Raw genomic sequence first — 20,849 nt, 5'->3', positions numbered from 1 at the left:
CCCTGCCGTGCGCAGGGGGTGGCGGTCGTCGCATGCGCGGGGCAGGCTGGAGGGATGGTGGCTCCCGCTCGACTCTCCCTCGGACTGGCAGGGGCCCTCGGTCCCGATCTCATCGCTCGTCTGGCTCCCGCCGCAGAGCAGGCCGGCTTTGCGACGCTCTGGGTCAACGACACTCCGGGCGGCGACGCGGTGGCAGCGCTCGCGGCTGCGGCGAGGATGACCGAGCGGATCGCGCTGGCCACCGGGGTGGTGCCGCTGGATCGCCGGGGACCGGATACGCTCGTGTCCGCACTGCAGGCCGCGGACCTTCCCGTGGACAGGCTCACCGTGGGCATCGGCTCCGGGTCGGCGCGCGCGCATCAACTCGCACTCGTGGAGCGGGGGATCGCGGCGCTGCGCGTGGGCGTTCCCGGCGTACAGGTCGTGGTGGGCGCCCTCGGCCCGCGGATGCGGAGTCTCGCCGTCTCGGTCGGCGACGGTCAGCTGCTGAACTGGTTGACCCCCGCCGCCGCAGCCGCGCAACGCGAGTCGGATGCCCGCACCATCCTCTACGTGAGAACGGCGCTGGATGCGGCGGCGCAGCCACGGTTGTCGGCCGAGGCCGACGCGTATGCCGGTTACCCCGCGTACGCCGCGAACTTCGCCCGCCTCGGCTTCAGCGCGCCCGACACGGTGATCACGTCGCGCGACGACACGGCGCGCGTGACGGCGTACCGGGCCGCCGTCGACGAGGTCGTCCTGCGGGCGATCGTCGAAAAGGACGACCCGGAGCACTATCTCGACTTCATCCGGAACGCAGCGGGCTTCATCGACGCTGACGCGTGATGCGGGCGGTGCGCGATCGAGGATCCGGGCTGACCGGCAGGGGCTCGACAGGGGCTCCGGAGCGAGGTGGAATCAGATCATGAGGACATTCGCACGCTGGGCGCTGGGCGCCGCCATGGTGTTCGCCGGTATCAGCCACCTGTTCTGGGCGCGGAAGGAGTTCCGCGCGCAGGTGCCCGATTGGGTCGTGGACGCCACGCCCCTCGACGAGGACGCGGTCGTGCTCGCCTCGGGCGCCGTCGAGATCGCGCTCGGCACCGCACTGGTGGCACTGCCGTCCCAACGCCGGCGCATGGGGGCACTGCTGGCGGCGTTCTTCGTCGCCGTCCTTCCCGGCAACTGGGCTCAGTTCACGCACCGCCGCGACGGCTTCGGTCTCGACACCGACGTCAAGCGACTGGTCCGGCTCTTCTTCCAGCCGGCGCTCGTCGCCTGGGCGCTGTGGAGCACGCGCACCCCGCGCGACTGAACGCGGACCGGATGCGGCCGGTCAGCGCTTTGCTTCGACCAGCCGCATCCGCACGATGTTGTCGGTCTCGTCCATCTCGGCGATGTCGGGATGTGCGGCGACGAACTCGGTGAAGCTGCGGTGACCCAGCGCCTTCTCGCTGAACGAGGAGTCCAAGCGTGTGATCAGGCTCTTCACGGCAGACGCATGCTGCCACTGCGACGGATCCTTGTCGTTCTCCAGACGCAGGGCGCGCTCGAGCAGGTCGGCCGCGGGATCCACGGACCGCTTGCGGGAGCGCGGCGCGTTCGAGGCCGCATCCTTCTTCGCGGGCTCCGGCACCTGCACGCCGGGAAGCGAGTCGTAGGCGTCGAAACGGTCGCACGCCGCCGCGAGGGACTTGGCGGTGGAGCCGGCCACGCCCACACCGACGACGAATCGTCCGAGGCGCTTGCACCGCTGCGCGAGGGGGACGTAGTCCGAATCGCCCGCGACGATCACGACGTGCGTCAGATCCGGCAGGCGGAACATGTCTTCCACGGTGTCGACCGCGAGGCGGATGTCGGCGCCGTTCTTGGCGTAGGCGGCGGCGGGGAAGAGCTGCACGAGGTCGACCGCCCGCGCCACGAGCTGCGACCGGTACTCGGCGTTGACCGGCGACGACCAGTCGGCGTAGGCCCGCGTGAGCACGAGCGTGCCGAAGGACGCGGCGTAATCGATGATCGCGCCCACGTCGACCGTGGCACGTGCCAGCTTCTCTGTGATCTCCGCATCGTGCGGCTGCTCCGCGATGCGTGACCGATCGCGTGAATAGGCGTTGCGGCCGTGCACGCGGTCGTACCAGCTCATGACGATGTTGTCGAAGTCCAGATAGACGGCCACGCGGCTCGTAGACAGATCAGCCATGTCAGTGCTCGCTCGGGTAGCGCACGCCGATCTGCGCGCGGATGTCGTCGAGCTGGCGCATGATCGCGACCGTCTCGGCGATGGGCAGGCGGTCGCTGTCACGACGACCCTCCGCGATGATCTGCTCGGCGGCCAGCGCCTGGTACTGCATACCGCGACCGACATCCGGGCAATGGAACGTCTCGACGACATCGCCGGAACGGTCGGTCAGCGTGAAGCCCGTCGCGTTGTACCAGGTCGGGTCGATCTCGATGCGGGCATCCGTGCCGATGATGGCCGCACGGTTCGGACCGACCCCCTGGGCGGAGGACACCGTGGTCGCCAGCGCGCCGTTCGCATACGAGGCGACGGTGGCGACATCGATGTCGGCACCGGTCTCACCCAGCCGCGCGCTCGCCGTGAGCGAGACGGGCGCCCCCAGCACATCCCAGGCGAAGGACAGCGGGTAGATCCCGAGATCGAGCAGGGCGCCCCCGCCGAGCTCGAGCGCGTTCAGACGGTGCGTGGGATCGGTCGAGATGAACTGGGTGTGATCCGCGGTGACGGCGCGCACCTCGCCCAGCGCACCGGCGGCGAGCAGCTCCTGAATGCGCATCATGTGCGGCAGGTAGCGCGTCCACATGGCCTCCATGGCCAACAGCCCCGCCTCCTCGGCGGCGACCCGCACGCGTTCGGCCTCCTCGCCCGTCAGCGTGAACGGCTTCTCGACGAGCACGTGCTTGCCCGCGGCGAGGGCCTCGAGCGCGTTCTCGGCGTGCATCGGATGCGGCGTCGCGATGTAGACGATGTCGATGTCATCGTCGGCGAGCAGAGATGCGTAGTCACCGTGTGCGCGCGGGATGTCGAACTGCGTCGCGAAGCGCTGGGCGCTTTCGAGCGAGCGCGAACCGACGGCGCGGACGTCGAGCCCGGCGGTGCGCAGGTCGCTCGTGAACATGTGGGCGATACCGCCCGTGGCGAGGATGCCCCAACGCAGGCGAGAACTCGAGTCAGTGGTCATGCGACCACCGTACCCAAGGGGTGCCGCACTAGGCTCGGGGCGTGGCGACGGCACTGGACAGACTGCGTGAGCTCCTCAGAATCGCGACGGTCTCCTACGCGGACGAGTCACGAGTGGACACGTCGGCGTTCGACGAGTTCCACGCGGCACTCGAGCGCCTGTACCCGCTCGTCCACTCCCGGTTGGAGCGGGAAGTCGTCGTCGGTCACGCGCTCCTTCTCCGATGGCCGGGGCGTACCGCGGAGCGCCCGCTCGTCCTCATGGCGCATCAGGACGTGGTCCCCGTGGTCGAGGAGGACTGGGATCGCGATCCGTTCGGTGCCGAACTGGTCGGCGCGGGCGCCGACCAAGCCGTCTACGCGCGGGGCGCGATCGACGACAAGGGCGCGCTCGTGGCCATCTTGGAGGCCGTCGAAGAACTGCTGATGCGCGAGGTCGTGCCCGAGAACGACGTGTACCTGGCTTTCGGACACAACGAGGAGACGGCAGGCGACGGTGCACGCGCGATCGCGGAGGCGCTGCGCTCGCGCGGTGTTCGGCCGGCGCTCGTCGTCGACGAGGGCGGCGCCGTCGTCGACGGGGTGCTTCCGGGGATCGCGCGTCCGACGGCGATGATCGGCGTCGCCGAGCGGGGCACGATGACGGTCTGGCTCACGGCGCGCGAGCAGGGCGGCCACGCATCCACGCCGCCGGCGCGTCCGGCGACGGCGCGGCTGGCGCGCGCGGTGGACAGGCTGGCTCGGCATCCGTTCCCGGTACGGCTCGTGCCGCCGGTGCGCGCGATGCTCCGCACCCTGGCACCGCACGCCCCGAGGCCGCTCGGCGCCGCCCTGCGCTCCGTCGCGTTCACGCGGCCCCTGATCGCGAACGTGCTGGCGAGGCTCGGCCCCGAGACGAACGCGCTCGTGCGCACGACCGCCGTGGCGACCGAGCTGAAGGGGGCGCCGGGGGAGAACGTGCTGGCGGCGACCGCGCAGGCGGCGATCAACGTGCGCCTGCTCACCGGAGACACGGCCGCCTCCGCCGTCGCGCGGATCCGCCGCGTCATCGCCGACGAGACGATCGAGATCGAGGTGCGCGCGGCGAGCGAGCCCTCGCCCGTCTCGCCGTGGCGCGGCGAACCATGGCGCCGCATCGCACGCGCGATCGACTCGTCACTCGGCAGCGAGATCGTGGCCACGCCCTACATCCAGTTGGGCGCGAGCGACAGCCGCTGGTTCACGGGCATCTGCGACAACGTCTACCGCTTCACGCCCTTCCACCTCACCCGCGCCGAGCGCGAGGCGTTGCATGCGCACAACGAACGCATCCGCGTTCAGGTGTGGCTGCGGGGGATCGGCTTCTACCGCGACCTGATCACCGGGGACTGACGGGGCGCGGCGCCACGTCGTCGAGCGCCAGCACGAAGCGCAGGATGGCGCGACCCGTATCGGTGATCACGGGGCCGCGTCCGAACTCCCACTCCTCGTCGCTCGCGCGCACCGTGTGGCCGCGCAGAGCCGCGCGGCGGTCGAACGGCGCCGTGGTCGCGGCGTAGAGGGCTACGGCTCCCGACACTCCCGCCGCCACGTGCGGCGTGACCGCGAGCGCGTCACCGAGCACCAGAAGCGCCCGGATGACGCGGGTGAGCATCCGGATGCTGCGCTTGCGTCCCTGGCGGACCGCGGCCGCGAGAGCACGGAGCTCGTCCGGATTTCCCCCCGCGGCCCCCGTGCCGAGCCCTGCTTCCTCCAAGAACCGGCGCGCCTTGGCGCAGTGCTCCGCGTCGTCGGCTGTGGTCTCGCCCAGCAGGCGTGCGGCCTCGTCCAGCGCATCGCCGATGGCTGCACGCCGGTCACCGGTCACGGCGGACTCGTCCCGGCGCTCCCTGTTGCTCAGGGGGAGACGTCCGAGGAAATCCGCCATGCGTCCACAGTAGACCGTGCTCCTCGGCCCGTGTCGATGCGTCGTCCGATGGGGCGATGTGACTGTCACACGGCTGCAGAAAAGGGGTGGAACCGGGCGCGGCGTGCATAATGGCAACGGGCGTGTGACCGTGCGCACGGCCCAGGAGATCCAATGAGCGACGATGCGACGGGGCGACGGCCCAGTATCCGAGATGTGGCGCGCTTGGCCGAGGTCTCCCATCAGACCGTCTCCCGGGTGATCAACAACCACCCCAGCATCCGCCCGGAGACGCGCGAACGGGTGCTCGCCGTCATGGCGCAGGTGCAGTACCGGCCCAATCGGGCGGCGCGGGCGCTGGTGACCAGCCGTTCGCAGACCATCGGGATCCTGTCCGCCTCCAGCACGCAGTACGGGCCCGCCTCCAGCATCGCGGCCATCGAATCCGCCGCCCGTGAGCGCGGCTACTGGGTGAGCACCGCGAACATCTCGCCCCACGACCCCGATTCGATCCCCGACGGCATCGCGCACCTGATGGCCCAGTCGGTCGAGGGACTGGTCGTCATCGCGCCGCAGGTCCGCGTCTTCCGCGCGCTCGCCGAGCAGCAGCTCGACGTGCCCTACGTCACGCTGCAGTCGACCGAGCTCGACCCGCAGCACGCGCTGTCCGTCGACCAGATCGCGGGCGCCCGGCTCGCCACGCGGCATCTCATCCAGCTCGGCCATCGCTGGATCTACCACCTCGCGGGTCCGCAGGACTGGATCGAGGCGGAGGCGCGGATGCGAGGCTTCCTCGAGGAGATGAGTGCGAACGACGTGCCCACCACCGCCCCCATCCTGGGGGACTGGACTGCGGAGTTCGGCTATTACGCGGGTCGGGAGCTGCTCCGGGTGCGCGACTTCACCGCGGTCTTCGCCTCCAACGATCAGATGGCTCTGGGCCTGATGCACGCGATCCGCGACGAGGGCCTCGACGTCCCGGGTGACATCAGCGTGGTCGGCTTCGACGACATCCCCGAATCGGCGCACTTCTGGCCGCCGTTGACCACGGTTCGCCAGGACTTCGCCGATCTCGGACGGCGCTGCGTCGACATCCTGCTGGGCCCGGCAGACGGCTCGGATGCGGTCGTCGCGCCGATTGTGCCCGAGCTCATCGTCCGGGATTCCTCGGGGGCGGTCAGTCCCATCTGACGGGCGTTACCAACCCGAGATCTCTCAGCGGGTTGACAGGAAGCCGATCGGTGGCGTTACACTTGCGCAGCAATGTGAACGGTCACATCGATCGTCACAACGGGGTTTCGAGAGACGAAGGAGTCGAGGCGTGTCCGCAATCGATGCCGCTCGAGGCGAGGGCTATGCCACGGGGGTGAAGACCGAGGTCGTGATCGCACGCGTGCGTGCCGAGGTCGCAGCCCTTCACGGCGAGCTCGTTCGCAACGGGCTGGTCGTGTGGACCGGCGGCAACATCTCGGAGCGTGTACCCGGGGCGGATCTGTTCGTCATCAAGCCGTCGGGGGTCGCCTACGACGATCTGGCGCCCGAGAACATGATCCTCTGCCACCTCGACGGCACCGTCGTCGCCGACACCCCCGGCAGCGACCGGCAGCCCTCCAGCGACACCGCCGCGCACGCATACGTCTACCGGAACATGCCGGCGGTCGGCGGCATCGTGCACACGCACTCCGACTACGCGACGGCCTGGGCCGCACGCGGCGAAGAGATCCCGTGCGTCATCACGGCGATGGCAGATGAGTTCGGCGGTCCGATCCCTGTCGGGCCGTTCGCGATCATCGGCGACGACTCGATCGGCCGGGGCATCGTCGACACGCTCACCGATCATCGCTCGCCGGCGGTGCTGATGGCGGGCCACGGCCCGTTCACGATCGGAGCGACGGCGCGGGATGCGGTCAAGGCCGCCGTCATGCTCGAAGACGTCGCGCGCACCGTGCACATCGCCGGCCAGCGCGGTCCGCTCACGCCGCTGCCGCAACAGGCGATCGATCGCCTCTACGAGCGCTACCAGCACGTGTACGGCCAGCACGGCGATCCTCGCCGGACGCCTCGCTCGGCCGCCTGAAGACTTCCCCCTACGTACAACTGAACACAGCAGACAGAGACGTCTTACGAAAGGACACACTGTGAAGAGCACCAAGTTCCTGTTCGCCGCGGCAACCGTTGCCGCCGGCGCGCTCATGCTCTCGGGCTGCGGCAGCAGCGCGGGCGGCAGCGGCGGGGACAGCGGCGGAGACGGCGGACTCATCGGCGTCGCCATGCCCACCAAGAGCTCCGAGCGCTGGATTCAGGACGGCAACGCCGTCAAGAAGCAGCTCGAGGACCAGGGCTACACCGTCGACCTGCAGTACGCAGAGGACGACATCCCCACGCAGGTCTCGCAGATCGAGAACATGATCACCAAGGGTGCCAAGGCCCTGATCATCGCCTCGATCGACGGCACGACGCTCACCAGCGTCCTGCAGGAGGCCGCCGACGGCGACATCCCCGTCATCGCGTACGACCGCCTCATCCGCGACAGCGAGAACGTCAACTACTACGCGTCGTTCGACAACTACAAGGTCGGCGTGCAGCAGGCCAACTCGCTGCTGAACGGTCTGGGTCTCACCGACCTCGACGGCAAGGCCGCGGCGTCGGCTCCGGCCGGCCCGTTCAACATCGAACTGTTCGCCGGTTCGCCCGACGACAACAACGCGACGTTCTTCTGGAACGGCGCGATCGACACGCTCCAGCCGTACATCGACAAGAAGATCCTGGTCGTCAAGAGCGGCCAGACCGAGTTCCAGCAGGCGGCGACGCTGCGCTGGGACGGCGAGACGGCGCAGAAGCGCATGGAGAACATCCTGACCTCGACGTACTCCGACGGCTCGAAGGTCAACGCGGTGCTCTCGCCCTACGACGGCATCTCGCGCGGCATCATCTCGGCTCTCACCGACGCGGGCTACTCGGTCGGTGCCGAGTGGCCGATCATCTCGGGTCAGGACGCCGAGATCGACTCCGTGAAGGCCATCGTCGCCGGTGAGCAGTACGCGACCATCTTCAAGGACACCCGCAAGCTCGCCGAGGTCGCCGTCAAGATGGCCTCCGCTCTGCTGAAGGGCGAGGAGCCCGAGGTGAACAACACCGAGGACTACGACAACGGCAAGAAGGTCGTCCCGTCCTACCTGCTCGAATCGCAGATCGTGGTCAAGGACAACATCAAGGAGGTCCTGGTCGACAGCGGCTACTGGACCGAAGACGAGATCAACGGCTGACACCCGCGGATCCGTGCCGGGCGGCCCCGTGCCGCCCGGCACACTCCCGTCGGCGACAGGAAAGAGGAGCAACGATGTCCCAGAACATCCTCGAGATGCGTGGGATCACCAAGACATTCCCGGGAGTCAAGGCACTCTCGAACGTGAATCTCGCCGTTCAGCGCGGTGAGGTGCACGCCATCTGCGGTGAGAACGGCGCCGGTAAGTCGACGCTCATGAAGGTGCTGTCGGGTGTGTACCCCCACGGCACGTACGACGGACAGATCGTCTACAACGGCGAGGAGGTCGCGTTCCGCAACCTTCGCGACAGCGAGGCCAAGGGCATCGTGATCATCCACCAGGAGCTGGCCCTGAGCCCGTACCTGTCGATCGCCGAGAACATCTTCCTCAACAACGAGCAGCGCGGCCCGCTCGGTCTCATCGACTGGAACGCGACGAACTTCGAGGCGGGCAAGCTCCTCGCCCGGGTCGGTCTGCGGGAGAACCCCACGACGAAGATCAACCAGATCGGCGTGGGCAAGCAGCAGCTCGTCGAGATCGCGAAGGCGCTCTCGAAGGAGGTCAAGCTGCTGATCCTCGACGAGCCGACCGCCGCACTGAACGACGAGGACTCGGCCCACCTGCTGGATCTGATCCTGCACCTGAAGGGTCAGGGGATCACGTCGATCATCATCAGCCACAAGCTCAACGAGATCAAGAAGGTCGCCGACACCGTCACGGTCATCCGCGACGGCAAGACGATCGAGACGATCGCGAAGAACGACGTCACCGAGGACCGCATCATCAAGGACATGGTGGGTCGAGACCTCGAGCACCGCTACCCGGACCACGAGCCCCACATTGGCGAAGAGCTGCTACGGGTCGAGAACTGGACGGCTCACCATCCCGTCGACACCTCCCGCGTCGTCGTCGATGACGTGTCGATCACGGTGCGTGCGGGGGAGATCGTCGGAATCGCCGGCCTCATGGGAGCCGGTCGCACCGAGTTCGCGATGAGCCTGTTCGGCCACAGCTACGGGACGCGGATCTCGGGCCGGGTGTTCATGCGCGGCAAGGAGATCAAGACGCGCACCGTCTCGGAGGCCATCGACAACGGCCTCGCCTACGCGACCGAGGACCGCAAGACGTACGGTCTGAACCTCATCGAGGACATCAAGCGCAACGTCTCCATGGCGTCGCTCAAGAAGCTCGAGAAGGCCGGCCTCGTCAACGACAACGAGGAGTACCGGGTCGCGAACGAGTACCGCCGCGACATGAATATCAAGGCGCCGAGCGTGCTGGTCAAGACCGGGAAGCTCTCCGGCGGCAACCAGCAGAAGGTCGTGCTGTCGAAGTGGATCTACTCGGATCCCGAGGTGCTGATCCTCGACGAGCCGACCCGCGGCATCGACGTGGGGGCGAAGTACGAGATCTACACGATCATCAACAAGCTCGCCGCATCGGGCAAGGGCATCATCGTCATCTCGTCCGAGCTGCCCGAACTGCTCGGCATCTCCGACCGCGTCTACGCGCTGTCGGAGGGTCGCATCACGGGAGAGCTGCCGATCGCCGAGGCGAGCCCCGAATCCGTTCTCAAGCTCATGACCATGGAGAAGCCCCGCTGACGGGGCTCGCAGGAGACAACGACATGTCGAACAACGACACCGCTGCCGGGGCGACGATCAACCCGGTCGACAACAAGGCCACCCGCTGGATCACGCACGTGCTGACGGATCTCGGCAAGAACGGCATCTTCATCGCGCTGCTCGCGGTCGTGGTGCTGTTCGCCGTCCTGACCGACGGCATCCTGCTGCGTCCGCAGAACATCTCGAATCTGGTCGTGCAGAACGGCTACATCCTCGTCCTCGCGATCGGCATGGTGATGGTCATCATCGCCGGCCACATCGACCTGTCCGTCGGATCCGTGGCCGCCTTCATCGGCGCGGTCTCGGGCGTCTTCGCGGTGCAGGGGGGACTTCCCTGGTGGCTCGCGATCGTCCTGTCGCTCGCGATCGGCGCGCTCGTGGGCGCGTGGCAGGGCTTCTGGGTCGCCTTCGTCGGCATCCCCGCCTTCATCGTGACCCTCGCGGGCATGCTCATCTTCCGCGGACTCGCGCTCGTCGTGCTGGGCAACGCGAACATCGGCTCCTTCCCCGACGAGTACCGGGCCCTCGGCAACGGCTTCCTCGACGGCATCTTCGGGGGCGACCCCGACGTGTTCACGCTGCTCATCGGCGCGGTCGGCATCATCGCCCTCGTCGTTCAGCAGTGGCGCACCCGTGCCGGACGTCGCAAGTACGGACAGGATGTCGAGCCGATCGTCTGGTTCATCGCCAAGCTCGTGCTGATCTCCGCCGCGATCGCGTTCTTCACGTACTCCCTCGCCGCATACAAGGGCATCCCGGTCACGCTCATCGTGCTCGCCGTGCTCGTGCTGGTCTACGGCATCGTCATGAACCGTTCCGTGTTCGGCCGTCACATCTACGCGATCGGCGGCAACCGCCACGCGGCGGAGCTGTCGGGCATCAAGACGCGACGGGTCGATTTCTGGCTGTTCGTGAACATGGGACTGCTCGCCGCGCTGGCCGGCCTCATCTTCACCGCTCGCCTGAACCTCGCCGGGCCCAAGGCCGGTGACGGCTTCGAGCTCGAGGCCATCTCTGCCGCCTTCATCGGCGGAGCGGCGGTGCAGGGCGGCGTCGGAACCATCGGCGGCGCGATCATCGGTGGTCTGATCATCGGTGTGTTGAACAACGGTATGTCGATCATGGGTATCGGCATCGAGTGGCAGCAGGCCGTGAAGGGCCTCGTGCTTCTTCTCGCCGTCGCCTTCGATGTGTACAACAAGCGGCGCTCCGGCAACTGAGCGCAGCAGCAGAAGAAGGGCCTCGCCGATCGGCGGGGCCCTTCTTCGTGCGCTCGTCAGCGAACAGCGAGCCGCTCGGCGATGCGCGAGGGCAGGGTGCCGTCCGCGGCGCTCGCGCCGTCGGCGAACGCCCCGCGGTAACGCGCGGCCGGATGCGTGTCCGCGACCCGCGCGTGGCCGGCGCCGTAGAGCGACTCGCGCAGCGTCGAGCCCGCGTACTCGGTCTGCGCCCGCCCGCGGCGCTGGAGCTCGGGCACGACGAACTCCACCAGATCCTCGAAGGAGCCGGGGGTGATCGCGTAGGCGAAGTTGAAGCCGTCGATCTCACCCTCGTCGACCCATCGCTCCAGCTCGTCGGCGACGGTTTCGGGGCCGCCCACGATCACCGGCCCCATCCCGCCGATCGAACGCTGCGCGACGATGTCCGCCGGAGTCCACCGGCGTTCGGGATCGATCTTCGCAAGGGAGGAGAGCACCGAGCGCAGGCTGTCGTTCTCCACCTCTTCGAGCGGCTGATCCGGGTCCCACTGCCCGAAGTCGATGCCGGTCCAGCCGCCGTAGAAGGCGAGCATCCCCTCACCCGAGGCGTAGGACAGATAGTCCTCGTACTTGGCATGAGCCGCCTCATCAGACTCGGCCGTGATGACGGTCACCAGCGCGAAGGTCTTCACGTCGTCGGGGTCACGCCCCTCCGCCGCGGCGCGAGAGCGGATGTCGCGGACGATCTCGCGAGCCTGCGCGGGGTTCGCGGGGCTGATGAAGACACCCTCGCCGTGCCGGGCGGCGAAGGCGCGCCCGCGCGGAGAGGCGCCGGCCTGGAAGATCACCGGAGTGCGCTGCGGCGAGGGCTCGCTCAGGTGGATGCCGGGGACGGAGTAGTACGTGCCCTGGTGGCCGATCGGATGCACCTTCGCGGCGTCGGTGTACACCCCGCGTTCCCGGTCGGCCACGACGGCGTCCTCCTCCCACGAACTCTCCCAGAGCTTGTAGGTGACGTCGACGAACTCCTCCGCGATCTCGTACCGGTCGTCGTGGGCGATCTGCTTGCTCAGGCCAAGGTTGATCGCGGCGCTGTTCAGGTAGCTCGTCACGACGTTCCAGGCGACGCGCCCCTTGGTCAGATGATCGAGCGTCGAGAACTTGCGCGCGAGCGCGTACGGCTGCTCGTACGTCAGCGCCGCCGTGACGCCGAAGCCGAGGTGCTCCGTGACGAGCGCCATCGCCGGCACCTGGAGGAACGGGTCGTTCACCGGTACCTGGTCGGCATCGCCGAGCGCCGTGGCCGCGGAGCCCCGGTACACGTCGTACGTGCCCAGCACGTCCGCGATGAACAACGAGTCGAACCGGCCGCGTTCCAGGAGCTTCGCGAGCTCGGTCCAGTACTCGAGGTCCTTGTAGGTCGTGGCCCGGCTGTCGGGGTGGCGCCAGGTGCCGGCGGATTGGTGACTGACGCACGTCATGTCGAAGGCGTTCAGGATGATGCGCTTTGCCATGCGGCGAGTCTCACACCGCGATCCGCCCGCATCCAGCACGCCGACATTCGGCGTCATGGACGCGGGGACGTCAGGGCACCAGTGTGATCTTGCCCGGCGAATGGGCCTCGACGAGACGGTGCGCCTGCGGTGCTTCGGCCAGCGGAAGCTGCGCGCCGAGCTCGACCGAGAAGTGACCCGTCGACAGCAGCGCCAGCACGACCGGCACGGCCTCGGCCCGCCACGCGAGTTGCTGGTCGGTGAGCGGCTCGGGGGAGCCGCCGGAGAACGCCCGGATGCCGAATCCCGCCGCATCCGCGCCGCGCACGATCGTGGCGATACGCGAACGATCGTCGACGAGAGCGAGCGAGGCGGCGATCGCCTCATCCGTGCCCGCCGCGTCGAACGCGGCCGTGTAGCCCTGGGGTGCAGCCTCGCGCAGGCGCTGTTCGAGTCCTTCGCCATAGGCCACAGGGATCGCGCCGAGTTCGCGGAGACGATCGAAGCGCGACGGCGACGAGGTGGCCACGACTGTGGCGCCCCACAGCACGGCGAACTGCACCGCGGCCTGGCCGACGGCGCCCGAGCCCGCGTGCACGACGAGGGTGCCACCGCTGCGCACGTCGAGCGAGCGCAGCACCTGGTACGCCGTGCCGACCGGGATGCCGAGGGCGGCTCCCGTCGCCGCGTCCACCTGCGGCGGTCGCGGCTGGATCGAGCCGACTTTGACGATCGCCTGCTCGGCGTAGAGACCACCGGCGGAGAAGATCACGACGGGGTCGCCGACGCGGAACCCGTCGACCCCTTCGCCAACGGCCGTCACCACACCGGCGCCGTCGCTGCCGATGCGGCGGGGATGGGTCATCGGGACGGGGCCGCGCAGACCCGCGCGCAGCTTCGCATCGATTGGATTGACGCCGGCCGCTTCGATCCGCACCGCCACCTGGCCCGCCTCCGGGGAGGGGACATCGATGTCGGTGAGCGTGAGGACGTCGGGGCCGCCGTGTTCGGAGTAGACGATCGCGTGTGTCATGGTGCTCGCCACTCTGCCCGGTGTCGCGGCCCGGCGCAATGCGCCCCGCGGCGGACGGGCGATCGACTCGCCGGTCCGCCACGGGGCGGGAGGTGACAACTCAGCCGCAGGCGAGCGATGCGTACGGTGCGGTGAGGCTCGCGCTCGCACCCGCCTGGGTCACCGAGACCGTGGCCGTTCCCGCGGGCATCGCGCCGAGCCGCGTCGTGAAGGCGGTCGACGCGCTCGCGCCCGCGGCGACCGTGACGGTCTTCGCGCCGTACACCGTCGTGATCGTCGCCACCGCGGGGCCGTCGCCCGTGTTGCTGAGAGCGACCGAGATCACGGCCTTGCCGGCCAGGCACCGTGCGCTGGTCGTGGCCTGCACGGACACCGCGGGGGTGACGGTGACGGTCGCCTCCACCGGCATGCGCGAGTCGTCCTGCGCGATGCCGGCAACCGTGAACTCTCCCGCGGTGGCGTAGGCGGCCGGAGGGACGGCGTCCCAGGCGACGTCGACGCTCTGCTGGGAACCGTCCGCCTTCGTCAGGTGCGCCTGAGGCAGCGTCGGAGCGACGCCCGCCCGCGTCGTCACCGCGATCTCATCGACCGAGGCGACCGCGATGTCCGCCGCGTAGGCCTCGAGCACGCGCTGGTACTCGGAGCGCGTGATCGGGATCACCGTGCCGTGGCGCGGCTTGCCGCCGTCGGCGTTCTGGGGGAGCGACTGGCGCAGTTTCGCGCCGAGCGGCTGCCACGCGTTCCCGTCCTCGAGGTTCGTCGTGCCGAACGGGACGTAGTGGTTGGGCCCGCCGTGGTAGTTGGGCTGGTCGATGAAGAGGAACCAGTCCAGCCCGTTCACATCGCCCGCGTTGGCGGGGAAGATGTTGGCGCCCTCGCCGCTGGTGAACGTGCCCCCGGGCTCACCGTTGGGCAGACCGCTGGCGACGCGCTCCTTCACGAGCGTCCACTCGTCCGCCGGCCCGGTGGCGCCGGGGAGCGTGCCCGTGACCGTGGCCAGCAGATCGGCCGACTTCTCGTGGCGGATCGTCATGCTCGCCTCGTCCTTCGTGAAGCGGTGGTAGACGCCGTCGACCTTCGCGACGGTGGAGTCGATGAGGCCGAGTCCCGCACCCCGGCGCACGTCGCTCCAGATCCGCGGTTCTGAGAAGGTCACGAAGTCATCGGTCGTCGCGTACATCATCCGGTTATAGGTGACGGCCGTACGGTCGGCGGCGTTCGTGGTCGGGTAGAGGTTGGACGCCCAGAAGACGACGAACGTGTCCAGCTCGTCATCCCAGTAGGCCTCGGGCGCCCACGTGTTCCCCGCGTAGTCGCTCGACACCTTCACGTGACGCTGCTCGGACCAGTTCACCAGGTCGTTCGACTCCCAGACCTCGATGTAGCGCGAGCCGGAGATCTGCGCGGTCGTGAATCCACCGGCCAGGCCGTCGATCTTCAGATCCGTGGCGATCATGTAGAACTTGTCGCCCTCGGGCGCGCGGATGATGAACGGATCGCGCAATCCCTCGGTGCCGACGGTGGAGGTGAACACCGGCTGTCCGTCGTTCAGGGTGTTCCAGCTCAGCGCGTCGTTGCCCTTCGATGCGGCGATGCTCACGCGCTCGGCGCCCTCGCCCTCGCCCGTGAAGAACGTCCAGAAGTACGCCTCGGTCTCCTCGTCGCCTGCCGGCAGCGGCTGGATGCGGGCGGAGAAGGTGCGGCTGGCGGTCGCCTGGCCGTGCGTGACGACCGCGGTCAGCTGCGCCACGATCTCGGGGGACCCGTGTGCGGGCCGCGTCACCTCGATGGTGCGCGAGTCGTCGCGCACGCCCGCCCGAAGCGCCGCGGACGCCGCGTGCGCCGCATCCACCGTCCACGTGATCGTGGATCCCTGCGCGCCGGCGGCGGGCACGGAGAAGTTGGTGCGGATGTCGTCGAGATTCGCGATCTGGATCGCCGCGAGGTCTGCTGCCACGCGTTCGGCGTCCGAGAGAAGCTGGGGCACCCGCGCCGAGTAGGTCTGGACGCGGGTCGCTCCGCCGACGGTGAAGGTGGCGGTCAGAGTGACGTTCGCGTCGCCCGCGCCCGCCGTGGGCCGGGTGACGGTTGCCGTGCCGTTGCTGACGGCGATCGCCGGGTTGTTCGATCCCCAGCTCACGGCGACGCCCGCGCTTGCGGTGGGTACGGCGAAGTCGGCATCCGCGGTCGCAGGGACCGACACGGAGGCGACGGCGCGATCGAGAGCCTCCGCGTGGTAGAGCGCCAGCACGTCGGCGTCACTGAGCGCCTGTCCGTAGATCGCGAAGTCGTCGACCAATCCACTCCAGCTCGCGTCGTTGTACGTCGAGCGGCCGAGGGCCGCCACGAGGTTCGAGCCGAACGCGGCGACGTCGCGGGCGATCGCGTTCTGCGAGATACGGGCGCCGTTCACGTAGACGCGCAACTGGCCCGTCGTTCCGTCGATGACCGTCGTGTAGTGACTGAGGCCGGCGGGCGTTCGGATGCCGGAGGCGGCGGCATTGGTGGCGCCGGGCCCGACCTCGGTGCTCCAGGGCGAGCCGGGGGAGACCGCGTTGGTGACGACCGACTTGACGTAGCCGTTGGGGTTGGCGGGGTTGAGCAGCCAGTACCCCGACGAATAGGAGGCGCCGGACGCGACAGGCGCTCCGATGAAGGCGGCGGCGGTGTTGCCTGCTCCCGAGCGCGGCGAGAGCCACGTGGAGATGGTCAGGTCCTTCTTGCCGACGAGGCCCGTCGTGGGGATGTCGAGGTAGGCGGCCGTGCCGCGGGCTCCTCCGGGCAGCGAGAGGCTGCCGTCGGCGACGGCACCGCCGCTCTGCTGCAGCGTCGCGTCGAACCCGTTGCCGCTCGTGTCCGGGATCGTCGTGCTCGTGGCGCTGTCGAAGGTGTAGTGCAAGAGAGGTGCAGGAGTCGCGGCCTGCGCCGCGGAGGGGACGACCGCTCCGGCGACGGCGAGCGCGAGAGCGGTCCATACCGCTCCGCCCCTGGTCAGCATTCGGGATCTGTGGCGCGTGCTCACGCGGAGGCTCCTCGCTCTCATCGATGGGCGAGACACGGCGGAGCGTGCGCGGGGACGTCACGGTCCCCGCGGCGATCGGTTGAGCGTCTTCGCGCAATCGTGTGCCGCGGATGCGGCGGTCGGCAGTCGTTGTTACCGAGAACATTCTCGGCCTTCGATCACCGTATTAGCTGCACGGAGACGTTGTCAACGTCGTGCTACGCACCGGGAGCATCGCGTACGGGCGGCCGCCCCCGGACGAGGATCAGCCGCGCAGCGTCTTCAGGATGCGCTGGGCGGAGACCGGCTCGGCGGTGCCCCACCGTTGTGCGAACAGGCTCACCCGGTACTCCTCCAGCAGCCATCGGGCATGCGCGAGGGACGCGGACGCGCCTTCGGCGAGAGGGATCGTGCCGCCGGCATCCGTGTACGCCGCGGCGGAGCGCTCGTACTCGGTGAGGCGTTGCCGATCGCGCCCGGGCTGATCGGCCAGCTGAGACAGCCGCTCGGCGACCGCAGCGAGGTAGCGCGGCAGATGTGCGAGGCGAGCCGGCCCGGTCCGCGAGATGAAACCGGGATAGACGAGGCCGGCCAGCTGGGCTCGGATGTCGCCGAGGGCGCCGAGCAGGGTCAGCGAGTTCTGCCGCTTCATGGCGCGTTCGATCTCCCGCAGCGACAGCAGGATCCGGGCGACGAGGCTCGTGGCGGCGAACAGCTCGTCCGTGACCGCCGCGCTGAACGCGTCCCTGAGGGCCTCGAAGCCGGCGCGGTCCCGCACGATGCCGTCCGGGGCCGTGCGCGCGATGACCGCATCTGCGACCGCGACCCGCGCGTCTTCGACGAGGGCCTTCGCCGAGGGATAGGGCGAGGCGGCGAGGGCGAGCTTTTCGTTCGGGGTCAGATGATCGAGCACGTAGGAGACGGGGGAGGGCACCGCCTGGAGCACCAGACGGCGGATACCCGCGCGCGTCGCGCGCGCTGCGGCCTCCGGCGTCGCCTCGATGCGCAGCGACACGCTCGCCCCGTCGTCGACGATCGCCGGGTAGCCGCGCACCACACCGCCCGCCACACGCGTGTCGACCTGCTCGGGGAGAGTCCCGAAATCCCAGTCGCTCACCCCGGTGCGTTCGGTGAAGCCCTCGGCGCTCGCCGCGACGCGCGGTCCGGGGGTGCCGGGAGCAGCGGTGACGCTGGATGCGGCCGGGCCCCGACGTAGCGAGCGAGCGACGGACGAGCGCGCGCGATCGGCGAAACGCTCCTGCAGGGCGACCAGGTCGCGTCCGGAACCGGCCGCACGGCCGCGCTCGTCGACCGCGCGGAACGAGATCAGCAGATGGTCGGGCACCCGATCCATTTCGAAGTCGGACGCGCTCACGGGCTGGTTCGCGACGCGTTGGATGCGGGAGGCGAGGGCGTCGCGCAGGGGAAGCGGTGGAAGCCCGGCATGATCCTCGGGACCTGCGCCGGCGAGCTCCTCGGCGAGGCGGGCCGCCCAATCCGCTGCCGGCACGACATGGCGCCGGATGGACTTGGGCAGCGCCCGCAGGAGTGCGGTGATGAGCTCGTCGCGCAGTCCCGGTACCTGCCAGTCGAACCCCTGGGGTGACAGCTGCGCCAGGAGTGCGAGCGGGACGACCGCGGTCACACCGTCATCCGCGGCCCCCGGTTCGAACCGGTACGCGAGTGAGAGCACCTGATCGCCCTGCCTCCAGCGGGTCGGGAAGGCGCGTTCGTCCGCGCGTTCCGCGCCCTCCAACAGATCCGCCTCGCTCAGATCGAGCAGACGCGGGGTGCGCCCGACCGTGTCCTTCCACCAGGCCTCGAACGAGCGGGCATCGAACACGTCCGCGGGGATGCGGGAGTCGTAGAAGGCGTAGACGGCCTCGTCTCCGGCCAGGATGTCGCGGCGACGCTCGCGCTCCTCGACCTTCTCCAGGCGTCGGCGCAGCTCGAGATTGCGCCTGGCGAAGGCGGTGAGCGGCTTCGCCAGGCGCGACAGATCCCACTCCTCGTCGACGAGGGCGTGGCGCACGAACATCTCGCGCGCGAGGGGACGATCGAATCGGGCCAGCTGCACGCGCCGACGCGGGATGATCTCGACGCCGAACAGGGTGACCTTCTCGTACGCGGTGGCGGCCCCGGCATCCTTCGACCAGTGCGGCTCGCTCAGTTGCCGTTTGGCGAGCTCGCCCGCGAGCGGCTCGGCCCAGGCGGGATCGATCGCCGCGACGGTGCGTGCGAAGAGGCGGCTCGTCTCGACGAGCTCCGCGGCCATGACCGCGGTCGGCCGCTTCTTGCGCAGGCCGGAGCCGGGAAACAGCGCGAAACGCGTGCCGCGGGCCCCGCGGTACTCCGGCCGCGTGCCTTTGCCCTCTCTGCCCTTCTCGCGCTCGTCGAGGATGCCGATGTGCGAGAGCAGCCCGGACAGCAGAGCGCGATGCACTGCAGCGGGGTCCGCCGCGCCCGGCGTGCGCTCGGCGTCGCGACGAAGACCCAGCAGCTGCGAGAGCTGCCGGTGCACGTCGAACCACTCGCGCACGCGCACGTAGTTGAGCATCTCCGCCCGGCACAACCGGCGAAACGCGCTCGAACCGAGCTCGTCCTGCTGTTCGCGCAGGTGGTTCCAGAGGTTCAGGAGGGTGAGGAAGTCGCTCGTGGGGTCGACGAAGCGTGCGTGCAGCCGGTCGGCTTCCTCGCGGCGTTCCTCGGGACGCTCGCGCACGTCCTGGATCGACATTCCGGCTACGATCGCGAGCACGTCGGGCAGCACGTCGGTGCGCCGCGCCTCGACGAGCATGCGTGCGAAGCGCGGGTCGATCGGCAGCCGGGAGATCTCCCGTCCGAGCTGCGTGAGCGAGGACCCCTGCCGACTCTGGCGCACGGCCTGCAGCTCGAGGAGCAGGTCGAACGCCGACTGGACGCCTCGGGAGTCGGGAGGGGTGAGGAACGGGAAGGCGGAGATGTCGCCGAATCCGAGCGCGAGCATCTGCAGGATGACGGCGGCGAGAGAAGTCCGCAGGATCTCCGGCTCCGTGAAGACGGGGCGCCGCTCGAAGTCGCCCTCCCCGTACAGGCGGATCGCGATGCCCGGCGCCGTTCGCCCGGCACGTCCGGAGCGCTGCTGCGCGGAGGCTTGCGAGATGGCCTCGATCGGCAGTCGCTGCACCTTCGACCGGTTGCTGTAGCGGGAGATGCGGGCGGTTCCGGTGTCGATCACGTAGCGGATGCCCGGAACCGTCAGACTCGTCTCGGCGACGTTGGTCGCGAGGATCACCCGGCGCCGCACTCCCGGGATGCGTGACCGCTCGAACACCCGATGCTGTTCCGCCGCGGACAGCCGACCGTAGAGAGGGAGCACCTCGGTGGGGGCCGCGGACGAGGTGTAGGCGGCGCGCACCGCATCCGTCGCATCGCGGATCTCGGCCTCGCCGGGCAGGAAGACGAGGACGTCGCCCGGCGCCTCGGCGTCGAGTTCCCGTAGCGCCTGAACGATGGCGGTCACCTCGTCCTCGGCTTCGAGGGCGGGGGCATCCTCGGCCTCATCGTCCGTCTCCGGGACGAGCGGTCGGTAGCGGATCTCGACGGGGTAGGTGCGTCCGGAGACTTCGATGACGGGGGCAGGGGCACCGTCGGCATCGGCGAAGTGGCGTGCGAAGCTCTCGGGATCGATCGTGGCGGAGGTCACGATGACCTTCAGATCCGGGCGCTCGGGGAGGATGCGGCGCAGGTACCCCAGCAGGAAGTCGATGTTGAGGGAACGCTCGTGCGCCTCGTCGATGATGATCGTGTCGTACCGGCGCAGGAGCCGGTCGCGGTGGATCTCGTTGAGCAGGATGCCGTCGGTCACGAGGGCGACGCGGGTGTCGGCGGACACCTTGTCGGTGAATCGCACCTTGTAGCCGACGGTCGAACCGAGGGGTACCTGCAGCTCTTCGGCGATGCGCTCGGCGATCGTCCGTGCGGCGATGCGGCGCGGCTGCGTGTGCGCGATGCGGGTGCGCCCCAACTCCAGGCAGATCTTCGGCAGCTGCGTCGTCTTGCCGGATCCCGTCGCACCCGCGACGATCACGACCTGGTGATCCTCGATGGCGCGCGCGATTTCCTCCCGGGCCGCGCTGACGGGCAGCTCGGGCGGGAAGGAGATGACGGGTTCGGGCGTTGACACAGCC

General features: G+C 69.3%; 15 protein-coding genes. 8 read left to right on the top strand and 7 right to left on the bottom strand.

Annotated features, from left to right (window positions below):
• The first annotated feature begins 54 nt into the window (after positions 1-54).
• On the top strand, positions 55-825 hold the full coding sequence (locus AC1VNH_RS05470) for an LLM class flavin-dependent oxidoreductase (RefSeq protein WP_483110248.1): 771 nt from the start codon (positions 55-57) through the stop codon (positions 823-825).
• A gap of 79 nt (positions 826-904) precedes the next feature.
• The gene (locus AC1VNH_RS05465) at positions 905-1,294 is read left to right on the top strand and encodes a DoxX family protein (protein ID WP_243227327.1); all 390 of its coding nucleotides are present in this window, start codon (positions 905-907) and stop codon (positions 1,292-1,294) included.
• Positions 1,295-1,315: 21 nt separating this feature from the next.
• Here AC1VNH_RS05465 and AC1VNH_RS05460 read toward each other — a convergent pair whose 3' ends face one another.
• Positions 1,316-2,179, bottom strand: a complete 864-nt coding sequence (locus AC1VNH_RS05460) for an NYN domain-containing protein (RefSeq protein WP_344229922.1) — start codon at positions 2,177-2,179, stop codon at positions 1,316-1,318.
• Between the two features lies 1 nt (position 2,180).
• Positions 2,181-3,179, bottom strand: coding sequence for a Gfo/Idh/MocA family protein (locus tag AC1VNH_RS05455; RefSeq protein ID WP_483110247.1), 999 nt, complete (start codon positions 3,177-3,179; stop codon positions 2,181-2,183).
• 41 nt (positions 3,180-3,220) lie between these two features.
• Here AC1VNH_RS05455 and AC1VNH_RS05450 point away from each other — a divergent pair, with 41 nt between their 5' ends.
• Positions 3,221-4,549 (top strand): M20/M25/M40 family metallo-hydrolase, encoded by a 1,329-nt coding sequence (locus AC1VNH_RS05450; RefSeq protein ID WP_483110246.1) that lies wholly within the window; start codon positions 3,221-3,223, stop codon positions 4,547-4,549.
• On the opposite strand, the gene AC1VNH_RS05445 is transcribed toward AC1VNH_RS05450, so the two are convergent.
• Positions 4,536-5,084: a hypothetical protein gene (locus AC1VNH_RS05445; RefSeq protein WP_483110245.1), complete on the bottom strand. Its 549-nt coding sequence runs from the start codon at positions 5,082-5,084 to the stop codon at positions 4,536-4,538. The genes AC1VNH_RS05450 and AC1VNH_RS05445 overlap by 14 nt on opposite strands.
• Before the next feature lie 153 nt (positions 5,085-5,237).
• On the opposite strand from AC1VNH_RS05445, the gene AC1VNH_RS05440 reads away from it, so the two are divergent.
• The 5 genes from AC1VNH_RS05440 (at position 5,238) to mmsB (ending at position 11,174) form a co-directional block, all read left to right on the top strand.
• On the top strand, positions 5,238-6,254 hold the full coding sequence (locus tag AC1VNH_RS05440) for a LacI family DNA-binding transcriptional regulator (RefSeq protein ID WP_483110244.1): 1,017 nt from the start codon (positions 5,238-5,240) through the stop codon (positions 6,252-6,254).
• A 175-nt stretch (positions 6,255-6,429) separates the two neighbouring features.
• Complete coding sequence (locus AC1VNH_RS05435) at positions 6,430-7,140, top strand: L-ribulose-5-phosphate 4-epimerase (protein WP_483112697.1); 711 nt, start codon at positions 6,430-6,432, stop codon at positions 7,138-7,140.
• A 61-nt stretch (positions 7,141-7,201) separates the two neighbouring features.
• On the top strand, positions 7,202-8,329 hold the full coding sequence (chvE, locus tag AC1VNH_RS05430; RefSeq protein ID WP_483110243.1) for a multiple monosaccharide ABC transporter substrate-binding protein: 1,128 nt from the start codon (positions 7,202-7,204) through the stop codon (positions 8,327-8,329).
• 74 nt (positions 8,330-8,403) lie between these two features.
• The gene (gene mmsA, locus AC1VNH_RS05425; protein WP_483110242.1) at positions 8,404-9,933 is read left to right on the top strand and encodes a multiple monosaccharide ABC transporter ATP-binding protein; all 1,530 of its coding nucleotides are present in this window, start codon (positions 8,404-8,406) and stop codon (positions 9,931-9,933) included.
• Between the two features lie 23 nt (positions 9,934-9,956).
• Positions 9,957-11,174 (top strand): multiple monosaccharide ABC transporter permease, encoded by a 1,218-nt coding sequence (gene mmsB, locus AC1VNH_RS05420; RefSeq protein WP_483110241.1) that lies wholly within the window; start codon positions 9,957-9,959, stop codon positions 11,172-11,174.
• Between the two features lie 56 nt (positions 11,175-11,230).
• Here the strand turns inward: mmsB and AC1VNH_RS05415 are convergent, their stop codons facing one another.
• From AC1VNH_RS05415 to hrpA, 4 genes are all read right to left on the bottom strand, one after another.
• Positions 11,231-12,667, bottom strand: coding sequence for an LLM class flavin-dependent oxidoreductase (locus AC1VNH_RS05415; protein WP_483110240.1), 1,437 nt, complete (start codon positions 12,665-12,667; stop codon positions 11,231-11,233).
• Between the two features lie 70 nt (positions 12,668-12,737).
• The gene (locus AC1VNH_RS05410; protein ID WP_483110239.1) at positions 12,738-13,679 is read right to left on the bottom strand and encodes a quinone oxidoreductase family protein; all 942 of its coding nucleotides are present in this window, start codon (positions 13,677-13,679) and stop codon (positions 12,738-12,740) included.
• Positions 13,680-13,779: 100 nt separating this feature from the next.
• A complete protein-coding gene (locus AC1VNH_RS05405) occupies positions 13,780-16,677 on the bottom strand; it encodes an immunoglobulin-like domain-containing protein (RefSeq protein WP_483110238.1) in 2,898 nt (965 codons plus the stop codon).
• 268 nt (positions 16,678-16,945) lie between these two features.
• Positions 16,946-20,845, bottom strand: a complete 3,900-nt coding sequence (gene hrpA, locus AC1VNH_RS05400; RefSeq protein WP_483110237.1) for an ATP-dependent RNA helicase HrpA — start codon at positions 20,843-20,845, stop codon at positions 16,946-16,948.
• Positions 20,846-20,849: the final 4 nt, after the last annotated feature.

This window comes from Microbacterium sp. KU4F (assembly GCF_056868075.1).
This window is presented reverse-complemented; position numbering and strand designations above follow the sequence as displayed.

Bases quoted from the DNA above. Each gene is read 5' to 3' on its own strand.
- AC1VNH_RS05470 (WP_483110248.1), top strand. From the start codon at position 55: ATGGTGGCTCCCGCTCGACTCTCCCTCGGACTGGCAGGGGCCCTCGGT.
- AC1VNH_RS05465 (WP_243227327.1), top strand. From the start codon at position 905: ATGAGGACATTCGCACGCTGGGCGCTGGGCGCCGCCATGGTGTTCGCC.
- AC1VNH_RS05460 (WP_344229922.1), bottom strand. From the start codon at position 2,179: ATGGCTGATCTGTCTACGAGCCGCGTGGCCGTCTATCTGGACTTCGAC.
- AC1VNH_RS05455 (WP_483110247.1), bottom strand. From the start codon at position 3,179: ATGACCACTGACTCGAGTTCTCGCCTGCGTTGGGGCATCCTCGCCACG.
- AC1VNH_RS05445 (WP_483110245.1), bottom strand. From the start codon at position 5,084: ATGGCGGATTTCCTCGGACGTCTCCCCCTGAGCAACAGGGAGCGCCGG.
- AC1VNH_RS05440 (WP_483110244.1), top strand. From the start codon at position 5,238: ATGAGCGACGATGCGACGGGGCGACGGCCCAGTATCCGAGATGTGGCG.
- mmsA (WP_483110242.1), top strand. From the start codon at position 8,404: ATGTCCCAGAACATCCTCGAGATGCGTGGGATCACCAAGACATTCCCG.
- mmsB (WP_483110241.1), top strand. From the start codon at position 9,957: ATGTCGAACAACGACACCGCTGCCGGGGCGACGATCAACCCGGTCGAC.
- AC1VNH_RS05415 (WP_483110240.1), bottom strand. From the start codon at position 12,667: ATGGCAAAGCGCATCATCCTGAACGCCTTCGACATGACGTGCGTCAGT.
- AC1VNH_RS05410 (WP_483110239.1), bottom strand. From the start codon at position 13,679: ATGACACACGCGATCGTCTACTCCGAACACGGCGGCCCCGACGTCCTC.
- AC1VNH_RS05405 (WP_483110238.1), bottom strand. From the start codon at position 16,677: ATGCTGACCAGGGGCGGAGCGGTATGGACCGCTCTCGCGCTCGCCGTC.